Annotated in this window: 20 protein-coding genes; all 20 read right to left on the minus strand. The window is 45.9% G+C overall.

The annotated features are described in order from the left end of the window. Positions 1-2: 2 nt before the first annotated feature. Complete coding sequence (gene metF, locus PGU50_RS03600) at positions 3-869, minus strand: methylenetetrahydrofolate reductase [NAD(P)H] (RefSeq protein ID WP_117556533.1); 867 nt, start codon at positions 867-869, stop codon at positions 3-5. Between the two features lie 72 nt (positions 870-941). Further along, complete coding sequence (gene glgA / locus PGU50_RS03605) at positions 942-2,378, minus strand: glycogen synthase GlgA (protein WP_117556531.1); 1,437 nt, start codon at positions 2,376-2,378, stop codon at positions 942-944. Positions 2,379-2,444: 66 nt separating this feature from the next. Next, positions 2,445-3,230, minus strand: a complete 786-nt coding sequence (gene spo0A / locus PGU50_RS03610; protein ID WP_022220247.1) for a sporulation transcription factor Spo0A — start codon at positions 3,228-3,230, stop codon at positions 2,445-2,447. 117 nt (positions 3,231-3,347) lie between these two features. Then, positions 3,348-4,418: a SpoIVB peptidase gene (gene spoIVB / locus PGU50_RS03615; protein ID WP_117556529.1), complete on the minus strand. Its 1,071-nt coding sequence runs from the start codon at positions 4,416-4,418 to the stop codon at positions 3,348-3,350. 80 nt (positions 4,419-4,498) lie between these two features. Then, positions 4,499-6,175, minus strand: a complete 1,677-nt coding sequence (gene recN, locus PGU50_RS03620; RefSeq protein ID WP_173686272.1) for a DNA repair protein RecN — start codon at positions 6,173-6,175, stop codon at positions 4,499-4,501. A 12-nt stretch (positions 6,176-6,187) separates the two neighbouring features. Beyond that, a complete protein-coding gene (gene argR / locus PGU50_RS03625) occupies positions 6,188-6,640 on the minus strand; it encodes an arginine repressor (protein WP_270246134.1) in 453 nt (150 codons plus the stop codon). A 3-nt stretch (positions 6,641-6,643) separates the two neighbouring features. Continuing rightward, a complete protein-coding gene (locus tag PGU50_RS03630; RefSeq protein ID WP_270246135.1) occupies positions 6,644-7,480 on the minus strand; it encodes an NAD(+)/NADH kinase in 837 nt (278 codons plus the stop codon). Positions 7,481-7,486: 6 nt separating this feature from the next. Beyond that, complete coding sequence (locus PGU50_RS03635; RefSeq protein WP_270246136.1) at positions 7,487-8,320, minus strand: TlyA family RNA methyltransferase; 834 nt, start codon at positions 8,318-8,320, stop codon at positions 7,487-7,489. Between the two features lie 6 nt (positions 8,321-8,326). Continuing rightward, on the minus strand, positions 8,327-10,207 hold the full coding sequence (dxs, locus tag PGU50_RS03640; RefSeq protein ID WP_270246145.1) for a 1-deoxy-D-xylulose-5-phosphate synthase: 1,881 nt from the start codon (positions 10,205-10,207) through the stop codon (positions 8,327-8,329). A 14-nt stretch (positions 10,208-10,221) separates the two neighbouring features. After that, the gene (locus PGU50_RS03645; RefSeq protein ID WP_117556523.1) at positions 10,222-11,112 is read right to left on the minus strand and encodes a polyprenyl synthetase family protein; all 891 of its coding nucleotides are present in this window, start codon (positions 11,110-11,112) and stop codon (positions 10,222-10,224) included. Continuing rightward, positions 11,102-11,338, minus strand: a complete 237-nt coding sequence (xseB, locus tag PGU50_RS03650; RefSeq protein WP_118217733.1) for an exodeoxyribonuclease VII small subunit — start codon at positions 11,336-11,338, stop codon at positions 11,102-11,104. Before xseB ends, PGU50_RS03645 begins: the two co-directional genes overlap by 11 nt. Positions 11,339-11,342: 4 nt before the next feature. After that, a complete protein-coding gene (gene xseA, locus PGU50_RS03655) occupies positions 11,343-12,605 on the minus strand; it encodes an exodeoxyribonuclease VII large subunit (RefSeq protein WP_182450917.1) in 1,263 nt (420 codons plus the stop codon). Positions 12,606-12,617: 12 nt separating this feature from the next. After that, positions 12,618-13,010: a transcription antitermination factor NusB gene (gene nusB / locus PGU50_RS03660; RefSeq protein ID WP_008369272.1), complete on the minus strand. Its 393-nt coding sequence runs from the start codon at positions 13,008-13,010 to the stop codon at positions 12,618-12,620. A 13-nt stretch (positions 13,011-13,023) separates the two neighbouring features. After that, positions 13,024-13,407, minus strand: coding sequence for an Asp23/Gls24 family envelope stress response protein (locus PGU50_RS03665; protein ID WP_008369274.1), 384 nt, complete (start codon positions 13,405-13,407; stop codon positions 13,024-13,026). Between the two features lie 195 nt (positions 13,408-13,602). Beyond that, a complete protein-coding gene (locus PGU50_RS03670; protein WP_008369278.1) occupies positions 13,603-15,195 on the minus strand; it encodes a peptide chain release factor 3 in 1,593 nt (530 codons plus the stop codon). A 68-nt stretch (positions 15,196-15,263) separates the two neighbouring features. Beyond that, complete coding sequence (locus tag PGU50_RS03675) at positions 15,264-15,899, minus strand: SpoIIIAH-like family protein (RefSeq protein ID WP_117823789.1); 636 nt, start codon at positions 15,897-15,899, stop codon at positions 15,264-15,266. 26 nt (positions 15,900-15,925) lie between these two features. Further along, positions 15,926-16,462: a stage III sporulation protein AG gene (locus PGU50_RS03680; RefSeq protein WP_118217731.1), complete on the minus strand. Its 537-nt coding sequence runs from the start codon at positions 16,460-16,462 to the stop codon at positions 15,926-15,928. Continuing rightward, positions 16,459-16,728 (minus strand): stage III sporulation protein AF, encoded by a 270-nt coding sequence (locus PGU50_RS03685; protein ID WP_055155880.1) that lies wholly within the window; start codon positions 16,726-16,728, stop codon positions 16,459-16,461. The genes PGU50_RS03680 and PGU50_RS03685 overlap by 4 nt, the downstream gene beginning before the upstream one ends. Before the next feature lie 10 nt (positions 16,729-16,738). Beyond that, on the minus strand, positions 16,739-17,953 hold the full coding sequence (locus tag PGU50_RS03690) for a stage III sporulation protein AE (protein ID WP_270246137.1): 1,215 nt from the start codon (positions 17,951-17,953) through the stop codon (positions 16,739-16,741). A gap of 15 nt (positions 17,954-17,968) precedes the next feature. Then, positions 17,969-18,352, minus strand: a complete 384-nt coding sequence (locus tag PGU50_RS03695) for a SpoIIIAC/SpoIIIAD family protein (RefSeq protein WP_117556513.1) — start codon at positions 18,350-18,352, stop codon at positions 17,969-17,971. Positions 18,353-18,361 lie beyond the last annotated feature (9 nt).

Consider the following 18,361-nt stretch of genomic DNA (forward strand, 5'->3'; position numbering starts at 1 on the left):
CTTTATTTTACGATTTCTGAAAGGTTCTGCATGATTGCAGCAGCTACTTCCGGTTTATTCATCGAATATACGTGGATATTGCGGACTCCATTTGCGATCAGGTCAATGATCTGGTCGGTCGCATATACAATTCCCGCCTGCTTCATCGCTGCCGGATCATCTCCAAAATAGTCTACGATCGCACGGAATCTCTGCGGAACAGCAGTTCCTGAAAGGGCACAGCTTCTTGCGAGCTGCTTTTTCGTTGTGATCGGCATGATTCCCGGAAGCACCGGTATCATGATTCCCTGTTCACGGATACGATACAGAAAATTATAGAAAATATCATTATTGAAAAACATCTGTGTGGTAATAAAATCCACTCCACAATCTACCTTTTCTTTGAGATAACGGATATCATCTTTCTTGTGTTCCATCTCTACATGTCCTTCCGGATAGCATGCAGCTCCGATGCAGAAGTCTCCCATTTTTTTGATGTCTTCGATCAGTTCACAGGCATGAGAATACTGTCCCGGAAGCGGGAACTGTCCATCCTGCGGGATATCTCCTCTGAGTGCAAGGATATTCTCAATCCCTTCTTTCTGAAGCTGTCCGATAACCTTATGTACCTCTTCCTTGGTTGAGGACACACAGGTCAGATGTGCAAGTGCCGGAATCTTCAGGTCATTCTTGATATGACTTGCAATCTTAACCGTATTCTTACTGGTTCCACCACCGGCTCCATAGGTAACACTGATAAATGACGGGGTAAGTTCTGCGATCCCATCCGTTGCTTTTAACACGGATTCAAAGCCCGCATCCGTCTTCGGTGGAAACACTTCAAAGGAAATATGTACTCCGTCTGCTTTAATTTTGTCTATAATCCTCATAATGAATGTTTCTCCTCTGTAAAATTTTCATTTCATGATACCATATTTTCCGGTAAATTACCAGAATGCATTTTACATATTTTCGTAAAGTTCTTCGTAAAGCTTGGCTGAATTCTTCCATGAGAAGTCTTTTTCCATACCACGCTCTACAATCTTGTTCCAGTCACGCTTCTTGTCATAGTAAATCTGTTCTGCATATCTTACAGTTGCAAGCATCTCATGCGCATTGTAATTGGTGAAACTGAATCCGGTTCCGGTCTTCTCGTACTCATTGTAAGCTTCTACAGTATCTTTGAGTCCGCCTGTCTCTCTTACGATCGGCACCGTACCATATCTCAGACTCATCAGCTGGCTCAGTCCACATGGTTCAAATAATGACGGCATCAAGAATGCATCACAGGATGCATAGATCTTGTGAGACATCGGCTCTGAATAATAGATCTGTGCAGATACCTTATCCGGATACTTCCATGCGAAATGACGGAACATGTTCTCGTATCTCTCATCTCCGGTACCGAGTACGACGATCTGAACCGCATCCTGGCAAAGTTCATCCATCACACAGTCGATCAGGTCAAACCCCTTCTGGTCGGTCAGTCTGGATACGATACCGATCATCATACGGTGCGGATCTCTCTCCAGTCCGAGTTCTTCCTGCAGCGCCATTTTATTTTTCACTTTCTCCTTGCGGAAGTTTTCGACAGAGTAAGTTCTTGCAATGTTGGTATCTGTTGCCGGATTAAAATCACCGTAATCAATACCATTGACAATTCCTGACAGGCAGTTTGATCTTGCCTGCATCAGTCCTTCCAGCTTCTCCCCGTAAAACGGTGTCTTGATCTCTTCCGCGTAACTGCTACTTACCGTTGTCACACGGTCAGCGTAGACAATTCCGCCTTTCAGATAGTTGGCATCGTCATATGCTTCCAGCTTATCCGGTGAGAAATAGTATGCCGGAAGTCCGGTGATATCCATAACCGTCTTCTTATCCCAGATACCCTGGAATTTGAGGTTATGTATGGTGATCACAGTCTTGATTCCACGGAAAAACTCATTGTTATAGCGGAAATTATCCAGATAAATCGGAACAAGCCCGGTCTGCCAGTCATGACAGTGAATGATATCCGGTCTGAAATCCAGAAGTGGCAGTGCACTTAAGGCTGCTTTTGAAAAGAATGCAAACTTCTCAATATCGTATGCAATATCACCATATGGCTGCGAACCATTAAAATAATATTCATTGTCTATGAAATAAAAAGTGATTCCTTCGTACTGAAGTTCAAGAAGCCCTACATACTGCTGTCTCCAGTTCAGATCCATATAGAAATGAAGTCTGTAAGAAAGTTTATCTTTCCATTCGTCTTTCATGCACATATACTTTGGAAGCATAACACGTACATCGTATTTGTTCTTATCAAAATATTTTGGTAGTGATCCCACTACATCGGCTAATCCTCCTGTTTTGATAAACGGAACTGATTCAGATGACACAAATAATACTTTTTTCATTTAACACCCTCCTTACTCTCGCGGCTTATTTATAATTATACCGCAATTTCATCCGTTTGAAAAGAATTATCTGCGCTTTGATTTCAGTCTGATCGTGTCTGCGACCAGAGCAATAAATTCAGAATTGGTCGGTTTTCCTTTCCCGTTACTTACTGTGTAACCGAAAAGAGCTTCTAAGGTATCCAGCTTTCCCCTGCTCCATGCAACCTCGATCGCATGGCGGATCGCCCGTTCAACACGGCTCGATGTGGTCTGGTTCTTTTTCGCGACTGTCGGATACAGGATCTTTGTGATCGCATTTAAAACTTCCATATCGTCAACCGCCATCAGAATGGAATCCCTCAAATAATGATACCCTTTTATATGTGCCGGGATTCCGATTTCATGGAGCAGTTCTGTCACCTGTGTTTCCAGGTCCTCCTCAGAAGGTTCCGCATATACGGTATAATCTGTGTAAGGCGCTACACTCTTTTCCGCATGTCCGGAGCTTTTGATCCGCTGAAGGATTGTTTCATTGCGAAATGGTTTCAGGATGTAGTAGGCTGCTCCTTTTTCGAAGGCATCTTCCGTGATCCTCTCCTGTCCAATCGCAGTTACAATAATAAAATTCGGCTGTTTCTTTACTGTTTTATCTGCGCCTATCATTTCCATCACACTGATTCCATCCATTTTCGGCATAATTAGGTCAAGAAGTACAACGTCAGGCTGTTTATCTCTTATAATGTGATAAATATCTTCTCCGTTCCTGGCTTTTCCCACCAGTTTGAGATCTTTATCACTTTCTACAATTTCTCCTAGTAAATTCAACATTCTTTCGTTATCGTCAGCAATCGCTACATTCAGTTTTTCCATAAAGCCTTTCCCCTCCTTAAAGTGACAATTTGCACTGGAATGGAACCTATTATAACCTTCTGTATTCTGCGAATACAAGCAAATGGTGTCGCAGAAATCTGACAAGGTTCGCATATTTCAATCTTTTTTCAGATTTTCCAGCATGTTTTCGATAAATATTCCGTATCCTTTTGTCGCATCCTGTACGAAAACATGTGTTACTGCGCCTATAATCTTTCCATTCTGCATAATGGGGCTTCCACTCATTCCCTGCACAATCCCACCGGTCAGTTTAAGTAACCGTTTGTCAGTAACCTGAATTTCAATCCCCTTATTCACCTCCCTGGCATCCAGGTCAACTTTTGTGATTCTGACTGTATAATCTTCTGTCTTTCCGCTTACCGCACAGCGGATATACGCCTTTCCGACCTGAATTTCTTCCTTTGCCACAGCCGGATAAGCTTCTTTGCTGTCAAATATTCTCTCAATCCTGTCTAATTTCCCATAAATCCCTGTCTCTGTGTTTGTAGTAATCGAACCTAAAATATTGTAATGATTGTAGACAATGATCCCTTCCATCCCTCCGGGATTTCCGTTCTCACCTTTTTTAATATTCTGAATGCTGGTATCATATAATCTTCCCGTTGACATTTCGATCAGTTTGCCGGTATCTACATCATGTATTCCATGTCCCAACGCACCGTATTCACTATCTGCATTCAGAAAAGTGATTGTGCCGAGTCCCTGCGCGTTATCACGCACCCAGATTCCAAGTTTATATGCCCCGCCTTCATCTTTTGTCGGATGAAGTTGTACATCAATATACACTTTTTTTCGACGAATGTGTAAGACAACGGACTTATTCGATAATTTTTTAACCCGTTCGATAAGCTCAGATTTATTATAAATACTGTCAGAATCAACTCCGACAATATAATCTCCCTCCTTCACCAGATGCTTCGCCGGATTCACACCGATCCCATCTTTTCCCTTAATTTCCTGCGTCCCCAGCACCATCACGCCATCCGTCTCCATATAGATCCCAACCGGCATCCCTCCCGGAATCAGAAGGTTTCCCGAAAGTTCACTGACCGAAGCCTCCCTCTCCGCTTTCTCAGCCCGCCATTCCCTGTAGCAATAGCCGCCTCCTATAACCACGATTACCGCTAATAACACACTTAACATTTTCCGATAACTTCTAACCGACATTGCACACCCCTTTTTCCTCCCTAAAATTCCGCAAAAAATAAGGCAGGATTTTTTCTCCTGCCTCTAGTATGTGCTCAATCTTATTTTTTCAAACCGGATGCCAGAATTTTCATCTCCCGTGCGTTTTCCAGCACCGCATCCGTAATCTTTGCGCCTCCAAGGATCCTTCCCAGCTCCTGCACAGATTCTTCCCCGTCAAGCTGCCGGATCTTGGTCTTTGTCATCTGATCTTCCACCCGTTTTTCAATCAGGTAATGAGTATCTGCCATTGCAGCGATCTGTGCCAGATGCGTAATGCAGATCACCTGATGTTTCCTGCCGATTAGGCACATCTTCTCGGAAACCTTCTGTGCGGTACGACCGCTGATCCCCACATCGATCTCATCAAAGATCAGTGTCTCGATCTCATCTTTATCCGCCATGACTGCCTTGATCGCAAGCATGATGCGGGAAAGTTCACCGCCGGATGCCACAGTTGCAAGCGGTCTTGTCGGTTCACCCGGATTCATGGAGATCATAAATTCCACCTCATCCGTTCCTTCTACTGTGTACCCGGAGGTTTTTGAAAACCGAATTTCAAAGCAGACATCCAGGAAATTCAGATCCTGAAGTCCTTCTGCGATCTTTGCCTGCAAAAGCTTTGCCTCTTTTTTACGGATCTTCGACAGACCCTCGCATTCTTTTTGCAGACGTTCCTCTGATTTTTTCAGTTTTCCCTTTAATTCATTTAAATATTCATCATAATTTTTTAAAATCAGGAGGCGCTCCTCGTCATCCGCCTTATGCTGCAGGATTGCCTCTGCCGAATCTCCGTATTTGACCTTCAGATGATTGATCTGGTTCAGCCGGCTCTCCGTCTCATAGAACTGTTCCGGTTCAAAGGAAAGACTGTCCAGATAACAGCGAAGCTCGCGCCCGGAATCCCCGATCAGATTCTCCACTTCGACCAGCTGTTCATACAGTTCTCCCGATTTGTCATCATGTTCTGCCGCCACAGCTGCCGCACGTACTGCCCGTCCGATCGCTTCTGCCGCACTTATACCGCCTTCTCCTGCTGTATACAGATACGCCTCTTCCAGATTCTCTGCGATTCTTTTCCCCTGCATCATCCGCCGGTAATCTTCTTCTACCGACTGGCATTCTGCCGCAGTGATTCCTGCATTTTCAATCTCATCAATCTCAAATTCAAGAAAAGAAATCTCTTTGGCTCTCTCAGCCTCGTCTTTATCGGCTTCCTTAAGTTCTTTTTCCAGCCGGCGGTATTCCCTGTATGAATCCGCCACTTTTTTCTTCCATTCTCCGGCTTCTTTTGCAAATGCATCCAGAATTGCCAGATGATTTTTTTTATATAACAGTGACTGATGCTCATGCTGCCCGTGAATATCGATCAGAACCTGGGCTGCTTCCTTTAGCCGCCCCAGTGTCACAGTCTCTCCATTGATCCGGCTCACACTTCGGTTTCCGTTAAACCGTCTGGTGATAATGATCTGCCCTCCGTCCGGCGAAAGATCCATCTCTTCCAGCTTCCGTACCGTTTCCGGATTTTCCACATAAAAGGTCAGTTCTACAAGTCCCTTATCGGCTCCCTTACGAAGCATATCTGCTGAATATCTTCCGCCCAGGGCAAGACTGACACTCCCCAGGATAATTGATTTTCCGGCACCGGTTTCCCCGGTCAGGATATTGAGTCCACCAGAGAAATCCACTTCCGCCTCATCGATTAGCGCCAGATTTTTTACATGCAAATTTTGTAACATTCTTTCTCCTGTCTATTGTTCCAGTAGTTTCTTGATCTTTTCCATCAGTAGAATCGTATCATCTACGGTCCGCACAGCGCACATGATCGTATCATCCCCGGCAATACAGCCAACGATCTCATTCCAGTTCATCGCATCCAGTGCCGCAGCCACTGCCATCGCCATACCGGATACCGTTTTCAGTACCAGAATATTCTGAGCCATATCCATAGAGCTGAATCCATCCCGCAAAATGCGCACATATTTTTCAGTCATTCCATTCTGTGCACTCTGGAGTACCGCATATTTCTGCCTGCCGTTTTCTGCCGGAATCTTGGTGAGCTTTAAGTCGCGGATGTCTCTGGATACCGTTGCCTGCGTCACTTTAAATCCCGCTTCATTCAGATACTCGGCAAGCTCATCCTGTGTCTCAATCTGATATTTGTTGATCAATTCTACAATTTTGGCATGTCGATTTACTTTCATCTTCTAGTTTCCTTTCATCTTTTCACGTAATGTTTCCAGAAAGCTCACTTTGCTGAGTTTTACGATTTTCGCTGTCTCCCACGCCTTTTTGATCCGAATCCGGTCACCGGTATGAAGCGGGACTTCATCCGCACCATCATATGCAATCACTGCTTCCTCGATCTGATTTTCCCGTTTTGCACCAATCTCGATCACGATCTCATCTTTGTCTGCGAAAACAATACTGCGGGAATTGAGTGCATGCGAGCAGATCGGTGTCACAACGATCAATGACGCTGTCGGCTCCACAATCGGTCCTCCTGCAGACAGATTGTACGCAGTAGAACCCGTCGGTGTGGACACGATCAGTCCGTCCGCATCATAGGAGTTCAAAAACTCTCCGTTAACATAGAGATTAAAATGAACGATCTTCATGCTGCCGGATCTCGTCATGACAATATCATTGAGTGCCACATCTCTTACATTGCGATATGCAGCGGATCCATACAGCATCATCCGCTCTTCAATCGTATAATTGCCCTCTACAAGCTGTTTTACAGCCTCTTCTACATTCTGCACCTCTACCTCGGTCAGATAGCCAAGGGTGCCCATATTGATTCCAAGCATCGGAAGATCCCGTCCGAACAGACGTCTGGATGCCTGGATAAAGGTTCCATCTCCGCCTACCGTCAACACACAATCAATATCCTTTGGAATCTTGATCTTCGAAAAATTCCCTTCTTCCGGCCGCTCTTCCAGATAACATTTCTTCCCGTAGGATTCAATGCATTTTTTTATTTTCACGGTGATCTTCCGGTTTGCATCCTTCATATCATTCGTGATGATGTAAAACTTTTCCATGTCTTTTTATTTCTTCTCCTCAGCCGGATCCTTTTTCGCAAGTGTGTCAAAAGCAGCATCGACAGTCCCCCGAATGTCTACGCTCTCCACAATCTTTGCCTCTTCCTCCGGGCATTTTTTCAGATGTACCAGATACTCGATATTCCCTTCCGGTCCTTTGATCGGTGAAAATTCAAGTGCTGCTACTTCAAAGCCGATCGATACTGCATAATCGGTTACTTTTTCAATGACCTCGATATGGGTACTCTTTTCCCTTACCACACCTTTTTTCCCAACCTTCTCACGTCCGGCTTCAAACTGTGGCTTGATCAGTGCAACGATCTCGCCGTTCTCTTTCAGGTAATTGCGGATTGGGAGAAGTACCTTCGTCAGCGAAATAAAAGAAACATCGATCGATGAAAAATCAATTGGTTCTCCCAGGTCTTCCGGCTGTACATAACGGATGTTGGTCTTTTCCATGCAGATCACTCTTTCATCCTGACGTAATTTCCAGTCCAGCTGACCATGTCCCACATCGATGGCAAACACCTTGACTGCTCCATTTTGCAGCATGCAGTCTGTAAAGCCTCCTGTCGAAGATCCCACATCGGTACATACCTTTCCTTCCATGGATACATCAAAATTTTTCATTGCCTTTTCCAGCTTGAGTCCTCCGCGGCTGACATACGGAAGTGCATGTCCACGGACTTCGATCTGAACCTCTTCCGGAAAGAAAGTTCCCGCTTTGTCCTCTCTCTGTCCATCCACGAATACATTACCGGACATGATGATCGCTTTTGCCTTTTCTCTGGAGGATGCCAGATTTCTCTTTACAAGTAATACATCCAACCGTTCTTTCATTCTCTATCAATCCCTCCTGCTTTCTTCTGCTATATATGCAGTGATAATCCTGGCCACGCAGGATTCAATATCCAGCATCACCTCACTGCGAAGTACGTCTACACTTCCGTGTTCGATATAATCATCCGGCAGTGCCAGATTCAGGACCTCTGCGTCTGTCTCAAGACCTGCCAGATAAGCAGTCACAGATTCTCCGAATCCGCCTCTACGGATATTCTCTTCCAGTGTCACGATCAGCCGGTGTTCCACTGTCAGTTTCCGGAGCATCTCCTCATCCACCGGCTTTACAAACCGGGCATTGATCAGGGTACAGTTATATCCAATCTCTTTCAAACGCTTCCGCACCTGAACTGCCTGCTCAAACATATGTCCGACACTGATGATCGCAATATCCTCTTCTTCATAGACCGGCTCACTCTTTCCATACTCGATCGGCGCTCTGTATTCACGGAATCCGCCAAATGCGCTGCCTCTTGGATAGCGCACTGCTGCCGGTGCTCCAAGTCTTACCGCAAACCGCACCATATCCGCCAGCTCCCATTTATTTTTCGGAGAAAGGACGGTCATATTCGGGATCATCGACAGATAAGAAAGATCAAAGATCCCCTGATGGGTCTCCCCGTCGCTTCCCACAAGTCCTGCCCTGTCCACGGCAAATACGACCGGAAGCTTCTGCAGACAGACATCATGGATCATCTGGTCAAACCCTCTCTGCAAAAACGAAGAATACACAGCAAATACCGGATGCAGTCCTGCCGCGGCAAGTCCTGCCGCAAAGGTCACGCCATGCCCCTCTGCGATCCCCACATCAAAAAAGCGGTCCGGATAGTATCTGTGAAATGCTGCCAGACCGGTTCCGTCTTCCATTGCTGCCGTGATCGCTACCAGTCTGTCATCTTTTTTTGCCAGATCCAGCATAACCTTGGAAAACACATCTGTACAGGAATCCTTTCCACTTTTGGAAATCGGCTCTCCTGTCTGGATATCAAACGGACCTGTTCCATGGAAACGGGAAGGGTTTTCTTCTGCCGGGAGATACCCTTTCCCCTTTTTCGTCAGGACATGGACAAGCACCGGTCCTTTTACCCTTTTTGCCTCGGTAAACGCACGGCACAGCGCCTTCAGGTCATGCCCGTCCACCGGTCCTAAATACTTGATTCCCATATCTTCAAAGAACATTCCCGGAACCAAAAGCTGCTTGATGCTGCTCTTGGTGCGCTTAATATGCCGCACCATCTTTTCACCGCCAAACGGAATACTGCCAAGTACATTTTCCACGGTATCCTTCAGGTCGGTATAGGCCCGGGCAGTGCGCAGCTCTCCGAGATAACTGGACATTCCACCGACATTTTTGGAAATAGACATATGGTTATCGTTAAGCACGATGATGAAATTCGTTTTCATCTCCGCAGCATTATTCAGTGCTTCATATGCCATTCCTCCGGTCAGGGATCCGTCACCGATAACAGAGATCACGGAATAATCCTGCCCCAGGATATCCCTTCCTCTGGCATAGCCAAGTCCGGCCGAAATTGAAGTGGAGCTATGACCGGTATCAAAGGCATCACAGTCACTTTCTTTTCGTTTCGGGAAACCGCTCATCCCACCATATTTTCTCAGATCATCAAATCCTTCTTTCCTTCCGGTCAGAATTTTATGCGTATAAGACTGATGCCCTACATCCCAGATCATCTTATCCTCCGGAAGCTGAAAACTGAGATGCATTGCCATGGTAAGCTCTACCACACCCAGATTGGACGCAAGATGCCCTCCTGTCTTGCTGATCTTCTCAACAAGAAAGGTACGGATTTCTTCTGCAAGCCCTGCCAGTTCCTGTTCATTTAATTTTTTGATATCATTCGCTTCGTGAATCTGCTCCAGATACACTTCATCCACCCCGCTTATTTTTTCCTGTGTATCAGTTCCTGTATCAGCTGTGTCAGATACGTATTTTCTCTGTCCAACCCGGAAAGCAGCTCCAGTGCTTCCTGTGAAATAACTTCCACATCTCTGGTTGCTTTTTCCAGACCTTTTAATGTAACATAGGTTGTTTTTTCATTTTTTTCATCGCTGTGGACCGGTTTGCCAAGCTCTTCTGTAGTACTTGTCACATCCAGGATGTCATCCTGGATCTGGAAAGCAATCCCCACATCCGATGCGATCTTCTGCACTTTCTCAAGCTCTGCATCCTCTGCACCTGCAAGAAGTGCCCCGATCATCATCGAACTTTCGATCAGCGCTCCTGTTTTCAGTTCATAGATAAAGTTCAGCATGCCTTCATCAAGTCCCACACCGCAGGAAGCCACATCCACGACCTGACCGCCTATCATCCCGTAAATACCGGCTTTTTCTGCAAGGATTTTTAAAGCTTTTCCAATCAGAAGACTCTTTTCAGGTGCGATTTCAAATGCCTTTACCGCCGTCTCAAACGCATAGTTCAGAAGTGCATCCCCGGCAAGAATTCCCATTGCTTCCCCGTATACAATATGCGTTGTCTTTCTTCCTCTACGGTACTCGTCATTGTCCATTGCCGGCAGATCATCGTGCACCAGGGAATAAGTATGGATCATCTCCATTGCTGCCATAAACGGCTCGATTTCTTTTCCTTCTCCTCCGAAAAGGCGGTATGTCTCCTGCATCAGCATTGGGCGGAGTCTCTTTCCGCCTGCCATCACACTGTACTCCATCGCCTCCATGATCTGGCTCTGGTAACCTTCTGCTTTCGGCAGATATTTTACAAGAAGCTTTTCAATCACTTCTGTTCTTTCTTTCATTTCTTCTTTAAAAGTCATGTATTTCTCCATTCTCTTCCAGCACCTGCACTTTTTTCTCTACTGTATCAATCTTCTCATTACAAAACTTCAGCATTTCCATGCCCTTCTGATACAGTCCGAAGGACTCTTCCAGCGAAGTATCTCCCGATTCCAGCTCTTTTGCCACCTGATCCAGCTTTGCAAAAAGCTCTTCCAGAGATTCTTCCGGCATTTCTTCTGCAATCTCGTTTTTCTTATCTGCCATTTTCCTACTCCTTCTTGGTATCTGTTACCTGTGCCTCGATCTGCCCGTCTGTCACATAAATCCGAAGCCAGTCTCCTTTTTTTACATCCGCTACTTTCTTTACGGTCCCTTCCGATCCCTGTACATAGGAAAAGCCCTGGTTCAGCTTGGCAAGCGGAGAAAGTCCCTTCATCCGTTCGATCCGGATTGCAAGCTGCTGACGGCTTTCCCGCAGATTCCGCTCCATCAGAAGCGGCAGCATCTCCTGCACTTTCCGGGTCCTCTCCTGTTCCTGTTCCAACCGCTGATGCATGGCTTTTGGAATCTGCTCCTCATAGTCTGCAAGCTGCTGGTGCATGGACTTAAGTTTCCCTGACGGACTTAAGTAACGGAATTTTTCTGCATACCGCGCTGTATGAAGTGATGCAACCTCCAGCTTTCTCCTCATACTTCGGTGCATCCTTTCCCGTTCTGTCCGGATCGTTTCCAGAAGTTCCCGGTAATTACAGATTGCAAGCTCTGCCGCAGCAGAAGGCGTCGGTGCACGAAGATCCGCTACATAATCTATGATCGTCGTGTCCGTCTCATGTCCTACTGCCGAAATAACCGGTACACTGCATTCAAAAACTGCGCGCGCTACATTTTCCTCGTTAAATGCCCACAGATCTTCAATAGACCCCCCGCCTCTGCCAACGATCATCACATCAACCTTTGCTTCCTCCAGTGCACGGATTCCCCGTACCACACTTTCAGACGCGCCATCCCCCTGTACCAGTGCCGGATACAGAAGAATCTGCACATATGGATTTCTCCGCCTGGTAATGTTGATAATATCGCGCACTGCCGCTCCGGTTGGTGCCGTTACAACACCAACTGTCCGCACATATTTTGGAATCGGCTTTTTATATTCCGGCGCAAACATTCCCATTTCTTCCAGCTCTTTTTTGAGCTTTATAAATTTTTCATAGAGAAGTCCCGCACCATCCAGTACGATCTCCTTTGCATAAACCTGATATCTGCCATCTCTTTCATAGACGCTGACGCTTCCAAGCACGATTACCTGCTGCCCTTCCTGCATACGAAAAGAAAGCCCGCTGCGCTGCCCGGCAAACATAACACAGGCAATCGTTCCGGACTCATCTTTCAGTGAAAAGTACAGATGTCCTGAAGTATGGTACTTACAGTTTGACACTTCCCCTTTGATATAAATTCGATTCAACATAAAGTCTTGCGTAAACATATTCTTAATGTACGCATTGACCTGTTTTACAGTATATACATTTCGCATGATTTCTGATTCTTATGCAAGCTTTCCGAGTACACCGTTGACAAATGCCGGTCCCTCATCTCCTGAAAAATTCTTTGCCAGCTCAACTGCTTCATTGATCGCTACTTTGACCGGCACTTCGTCATCCCACTTCATCTCATATACGGCAAGACGAAGAACAGAAAGATCCACTTTATTCATACGTCCGGTTTTCCAACCGGTTGTATGTTCATTGATCATCGCATCGATTTCTTCTTCATGTGCTGCGATATCTTTGACCTTTTTGCGCATATATCCGCGTTCTTCCTCACTTGCTTCTTCTACCTGTTCCAGATACAGTTCGATCTGTTCGTCTGCATCAGCCGCATCAAATCCGATGCTGAAGAGCATTTTAAATATATGTTCTCTGACTTTACTTCTTCGCATGTTCTCTCTCCAATTATTCTTCTTCCGGCATGTCCACACCTGCAACACGGATGTTTACGTCTGCAACGGTAAGACCTGTCATATTCTCGATTGCTGCCTTTACTTTTTCCTGTACCTTTAAAGTAGTATCTTTGATACTGCTACCATATTTGAGGTTCAGGGCAAGGGATACGGTAACGATACCTTCCAGCACGTCTACCTTTACTCCTTTGGAAAGGCTCTTCATTCCAAGCTTTGCGATCAGTTCTCTGGTTGCATTTCCTGCCATGGAAGATACCCCCTCTACCTCCATTGCTGCAAGTCCTGCGATAATTGCAACTACTTCATCAGCAATCTGTACTTCTCCGAGGTTCTCATCTGATTCTATCTTATAGGTATTTCTCTCTTCTTTACTCATTATAAGTCCTCCTGTCTGCGGTTCTTCCGCTCCTCGCGCTCATCTCGGAACCTTTCGGTTCCTCGATGTTCGTTGCACTCACATAGGTCTGGGCTGAAAGTGATTCGTCTGCGAGCAGCCGATCACTTTCTTCCCTTCCCTGCGCTCGTCGCTATGCGTTCATTGTAACATAAAAGATCCTTATTGGAAAGTTTTTTAGGAACGTCCGAATTCGGAAAGTTTCAGTCCTTCGTTTCGTTCCAGCACCATACGGATGCTCCAGCTGTTGACAAACAGAAGAAGCGGTCTGTCTTTCAGGTCCTTGATCTTCTTCATATCGGATGTGCCGACCAGCTTGTCCATATTGATTTCTTCATTCTCGATCCAACGGATATGTTCGTATGGAAGTGGTTCCAGACGGATCTCCACGTTATATTCATTTTCCAGACGGTATTTTAATACATCAAATTGCAGGACACCGACTACACCGACGATGATCTCTTCCATACCGGTGTTGAATTCCTGGAAAATCTGGATCGCGCCTTCCTGTGCGATCTCGTTGATTCCCTTGATGAACTGCTTTCTCTTCATCGTATCCACCTGGCGTACTCTGGCAAAATGTTCCGGTGCGAAAGTCGGAATTCCTTCGTATGCAAATTTTTCCGCTGAATTGGTCAGTGTATCTCCAATGGAGAAGATACCAGGATCAAATACACCGATGATGTCTCCACCATAAGCGGTATCGATCATGTGGCGTTCACTCGCCATCATCTGCTGTGGCTGTGACAGACGGACTTTCCTGCCTCCCTGGATATGGAAGACATCCATGCCTGCCTTGAACTCACCGGAACAGATACGCATAAATGCGATTCTGTCCCGGTGTGCCTTATTCATATTTGCCTGGATCTTAAACACAAATGCGGAGAAATCTTCTTCTTTCATCGGATCGATCAATCCTTTGTCGGACATTCTCGGAAGCGGCGAAGTCGTCATTTTAAGGAAATGCTGAAGAAAGGTCTCCACACCGAAGTTGGTCAGAGCTGATCCGAAAAATACCGGAGAGAGTTCTCCTTTGCTGACCATCTCCTGGTCAAATTCCGCACTTGCTCCGTCCAGAAGCTCAATCTCTTCTTCCAGCTGTGCGAACTGTGCTTCACTTACGATGCTCTTTGCTTCCTCACTGTCGATGGAAACCTTCTCAACTTCCCCGATCGAGGTTCCTTTCTTGGTATCTGAGAAAATCTCCAGCTCTCTGCTGTTCCGGTCAAATACGCCGCGGAATTCTTTTCCGGAACCGATCGGCCAGTTGATCGGACAGGTAGCGATCCCCAGTTCCTTTTCAATATCATCCAGTAATTCAAAGGTATCCATCGCTTCACGGTCCATTTTATTGATAAATGTAAAAATCGGAATATGACGCATGACGCAGACTTTGAACAGCTTTCTTGTCTGTGCCTCCACACCTTTTGATCCATCGATCACCATAACCGCCGAATCGGCCGCCATAAGAGTACGATAAGTATCTTCCGAGAAATCCTGATGTCCCGGTGTATCCAGAATATTGATGCAATAACCGTCATACTGGAACTGCAGGACAGAAGATGTTACCGAAATACCTCTTTCTTTTTCAATCTCCATCCAGTCTGAAACCGCATGTTTCGCTGTTGCCTTTCCTTTTACAGAACCTGCCTGATTGATTGCCCCACCATATAACAGAAACTTCTCTGTCAGGGTAGTCTTACCTGCATCCGGATGGGAAATGATCGCAAATGTTCTTCTTTTCTTTATCTCATTCGTAAAATCTGCCATGTTATTCTACTCCTACTATTTTCTCAATGTCACTCAAACTCTTATTATATGGTATTTTTGCTATAATATCAATCCCCTGATTCACTCGTATTTGTACTTTCATGGATCGGTGTGATCACCACATTTGCAGCATTTACCTCTGCTTTGCGTGTGACAATATCCTCGATCTGTGCCCGTTTTGCATCCGACAGATCCGCCACATCAACGACCACATCTGCGGATTCTTCGGTAAGACTTACCACCGCATCCTGAAAGCCTTTGCTGGCAAGCAGAGTCTCAATTGCGACCTCCTGTTCGGCGCGCTGTGTCATCTCCACCATCTGCGCAACTGCATCTGCTTTCTGGTCTTCTGCGATATCTGCATTATCAATGATCGCCTGCAAGGTTTCTTTGTTTTTTGCCCGCACCTGCTCCCGGTTCACTTTTGCCTGTGCTACAAGCGCACTGACCGATCCATTTGTCAGCACCGCCTCTCCCGGATTTCCGTCCACCTGATCGTTATCCGCTGTCTGGAGGGAGCTGTCACTTCCTGTGTCCTGATCCGAAATATCCAGAAGTTCCTTATTTGCCATCTCGCTTCCCGTCTCTGCTGTTTTGTTTTTCGAGCCAAAAATTTTTCCGGAATAGTTCAGATATCCTGCCGCAGCGATCATCACCGCAAGAACCGCAATTACAATCTGATTTTTCTTAAATACTTTTTTCACTAGCCTTCCTCCTATAAGATTCTTTTTTAGTTATGCTTCATTACTTTTATCTTATGCGTGTCTACTCCGAATAATGCCTGCACAGCCTCTGTGATATTTTCAATCACGATGGCATTATCTCCGCCATCTGCAATTACGAGAACACCTTCTATCCGGGGACTTAATTCCTGTTTCACATATGGCGTTTCTTCTCCATTTCCGTTTGCATAAACTGCCGTCTCTGAAGAACTGGTATTTTTTCCTCCGTTCTCCCCTTCCTGCACCTCACTTGTCATCTCCTGGTCCTTTTCCACTACCTTTTCCGAGGAAGAAGCCAAAGTGATCATCACCTTTACATTTCCAACTCCTTCTACTTTTGCAAGTGCATTTTCCAGCCGTGTTTCCAGTGCATCTGTATAAGTATCCCCCGATGCATTTTCCGCCTTCTGCCTCTGCTGTTCATCCTGTGTCTGGTCTGATTTTATATCGGAAACAGGCATCGCGATCACAACCAGAAGCAGTCCGACAAGTAATATGATCAGCCACTTATCTTTTTTTATTTTACGGATTTCAAACATCTTCATTCACCGCCCTTTTCGAGCAAATCCGCCGCATACTCCATCTCTTTTATCATCTGCTCATACTCCGCCGTCCGATACAGCTCCGTTACCTGTCCGGCTTCCCCCATAAGGTCCAGAACCGGCTGGGCAAGCAGAACTGTCAGAAGAAGTCCGCAGAAAAAACGGACATATTTCCGGTAGCTATTCTCTGGAAGTGCCTGCAAAAATGCGGTTACAAGAAGCATATAAACGGCGAGATTCTGCATCCACCTGTAAACCAGCTGTATCATTTTATCCCTCCTACGAAGCTGCCGATGCCGCAACTGCAAGTGTCACCAGAAACAGGACCGCCGTCGCAAGCACCGTCTTTAGCAGCATATGATAACCTTCCCCGGTAAAACTGATGGCCTCCACAATCCGTTTATCAGACACCGGCTGGATAAGTGCCGCCGTTCCTTTGTAAAGAAGCGTCAGAATTCCCATATTGATGACCGGGATCATCACAACTCCCGTTACAAGCAGTGCCCCTGCAATTCCAACTCCATTTTTTAAAAGGACCGCACTTCCAAGCACGACTTCGCTTGTCCCGCTGACTACATCACCGATTCCAGGAATCATTCCCACGCCCTTTGTCCAGACACTCCTTTTCACCTGATCTGCCGCCGGACTGATTATCCGCTCGATAAACCCGATCCCCGTCACCAGGGCAAGCAGACTTTTCAGACTCCATCCGATTACAAGTCGCAAAAGTTCCGCTGCCTTAGAAAGAAATTCCTCCTCCGTCAGATTGTTCAAGATTTCCATCAGAAGTGCGATCTGGATCAACGGAACGATCCATTTCAAAATCACAAGTTCCACAAGAAAAATCAGGAAAAGCGCCAGATTATAAAATGCGATCGCAGAAATACTTCCCACTGCGACTGCCATACAGACAAAGTAGACAGGACAGAGTACTCGCATAAAGAGGATCAGATTTTCGAGTCCATGCTGTACCTCTACGGCTGCTGCCTGAAAATTCCGTATGCCGACTGTAATCACAGACAGGTATACCAGAAAAAAGGCGGTCTGTGAGATCTGACAGTTCTGAAACACTTCCGAAAAGTTGGAAAAAACCGCTGCGATCAGCACCAGAAAAATGATAGATGCAAGCACCGGTTTATTGACCTTCAGCACATAGAAAAACTGATCCGTCACAAAGTTTCTGATCTGTCCGGCAGACAGGTTTTCATCCTGCCGGATCACAGACTCAACAAGATCCTGAAAATGCAGTTTTTCTTCCGGGAACAGTTTCCGGATTGCCGTATCCAGATCCTTTACCTCTGTCAGCTCCCAGATTTTCTGCTCTGTTTCCTCCTGCGTTTTTTCCAGATCCGTTTCTGTCATATTATCTTCTGTCCGGCTGTTTTCCGAAGAGGAATCTTCCCCTGCCGCAAATACCTGTACCGGCAGTATCAGTACGAAGATTACAAGTCCGATCATGTATGCTATGCCATATTTTTGAAAATAATGTTTCATTTTTCTTCCCTTTTACTATCCAAGTTCGCGGATTGCAAGAAGCAGTGCTTTTAATATCGGCATTCCTATTGCAAGTATACTGAGCCTTGCAAAGACCTCAATCTGCCCGGCGATCGTCTGATAACCGGCATCCTTGCAGATTGCTGCCGCAAATTCCGCCAGATAGGTCACACCCAGGATTTTCAGCATTGCCGTCAGATATACCGCATCGATCTTTACAAAGCTGCCAACCAATTCCAAAGTTTCCCGGATCACCGACAGATTCCGGCTCATTCCGAGAAAAAGGAAAATGCTGACCGCAATCCCCAGATAGATCCCATACTCTTTTCTGGTATTTTGAAATTGTAATGCCAGGAAAGTTCCTGCAATCCCGATGCAGGCTGCCTTAAGGATACTCATCTTTTCCCT

This window comes from Coprococcus sp. AM11-30B (assembly GCF_027674365.1).
Classification (GTDB): Bacteria; Bacillota; Clostridia; order Lachnospirales; family Lachnospiraceae; genus Allocoprococcus; species Allocoprococcus comes.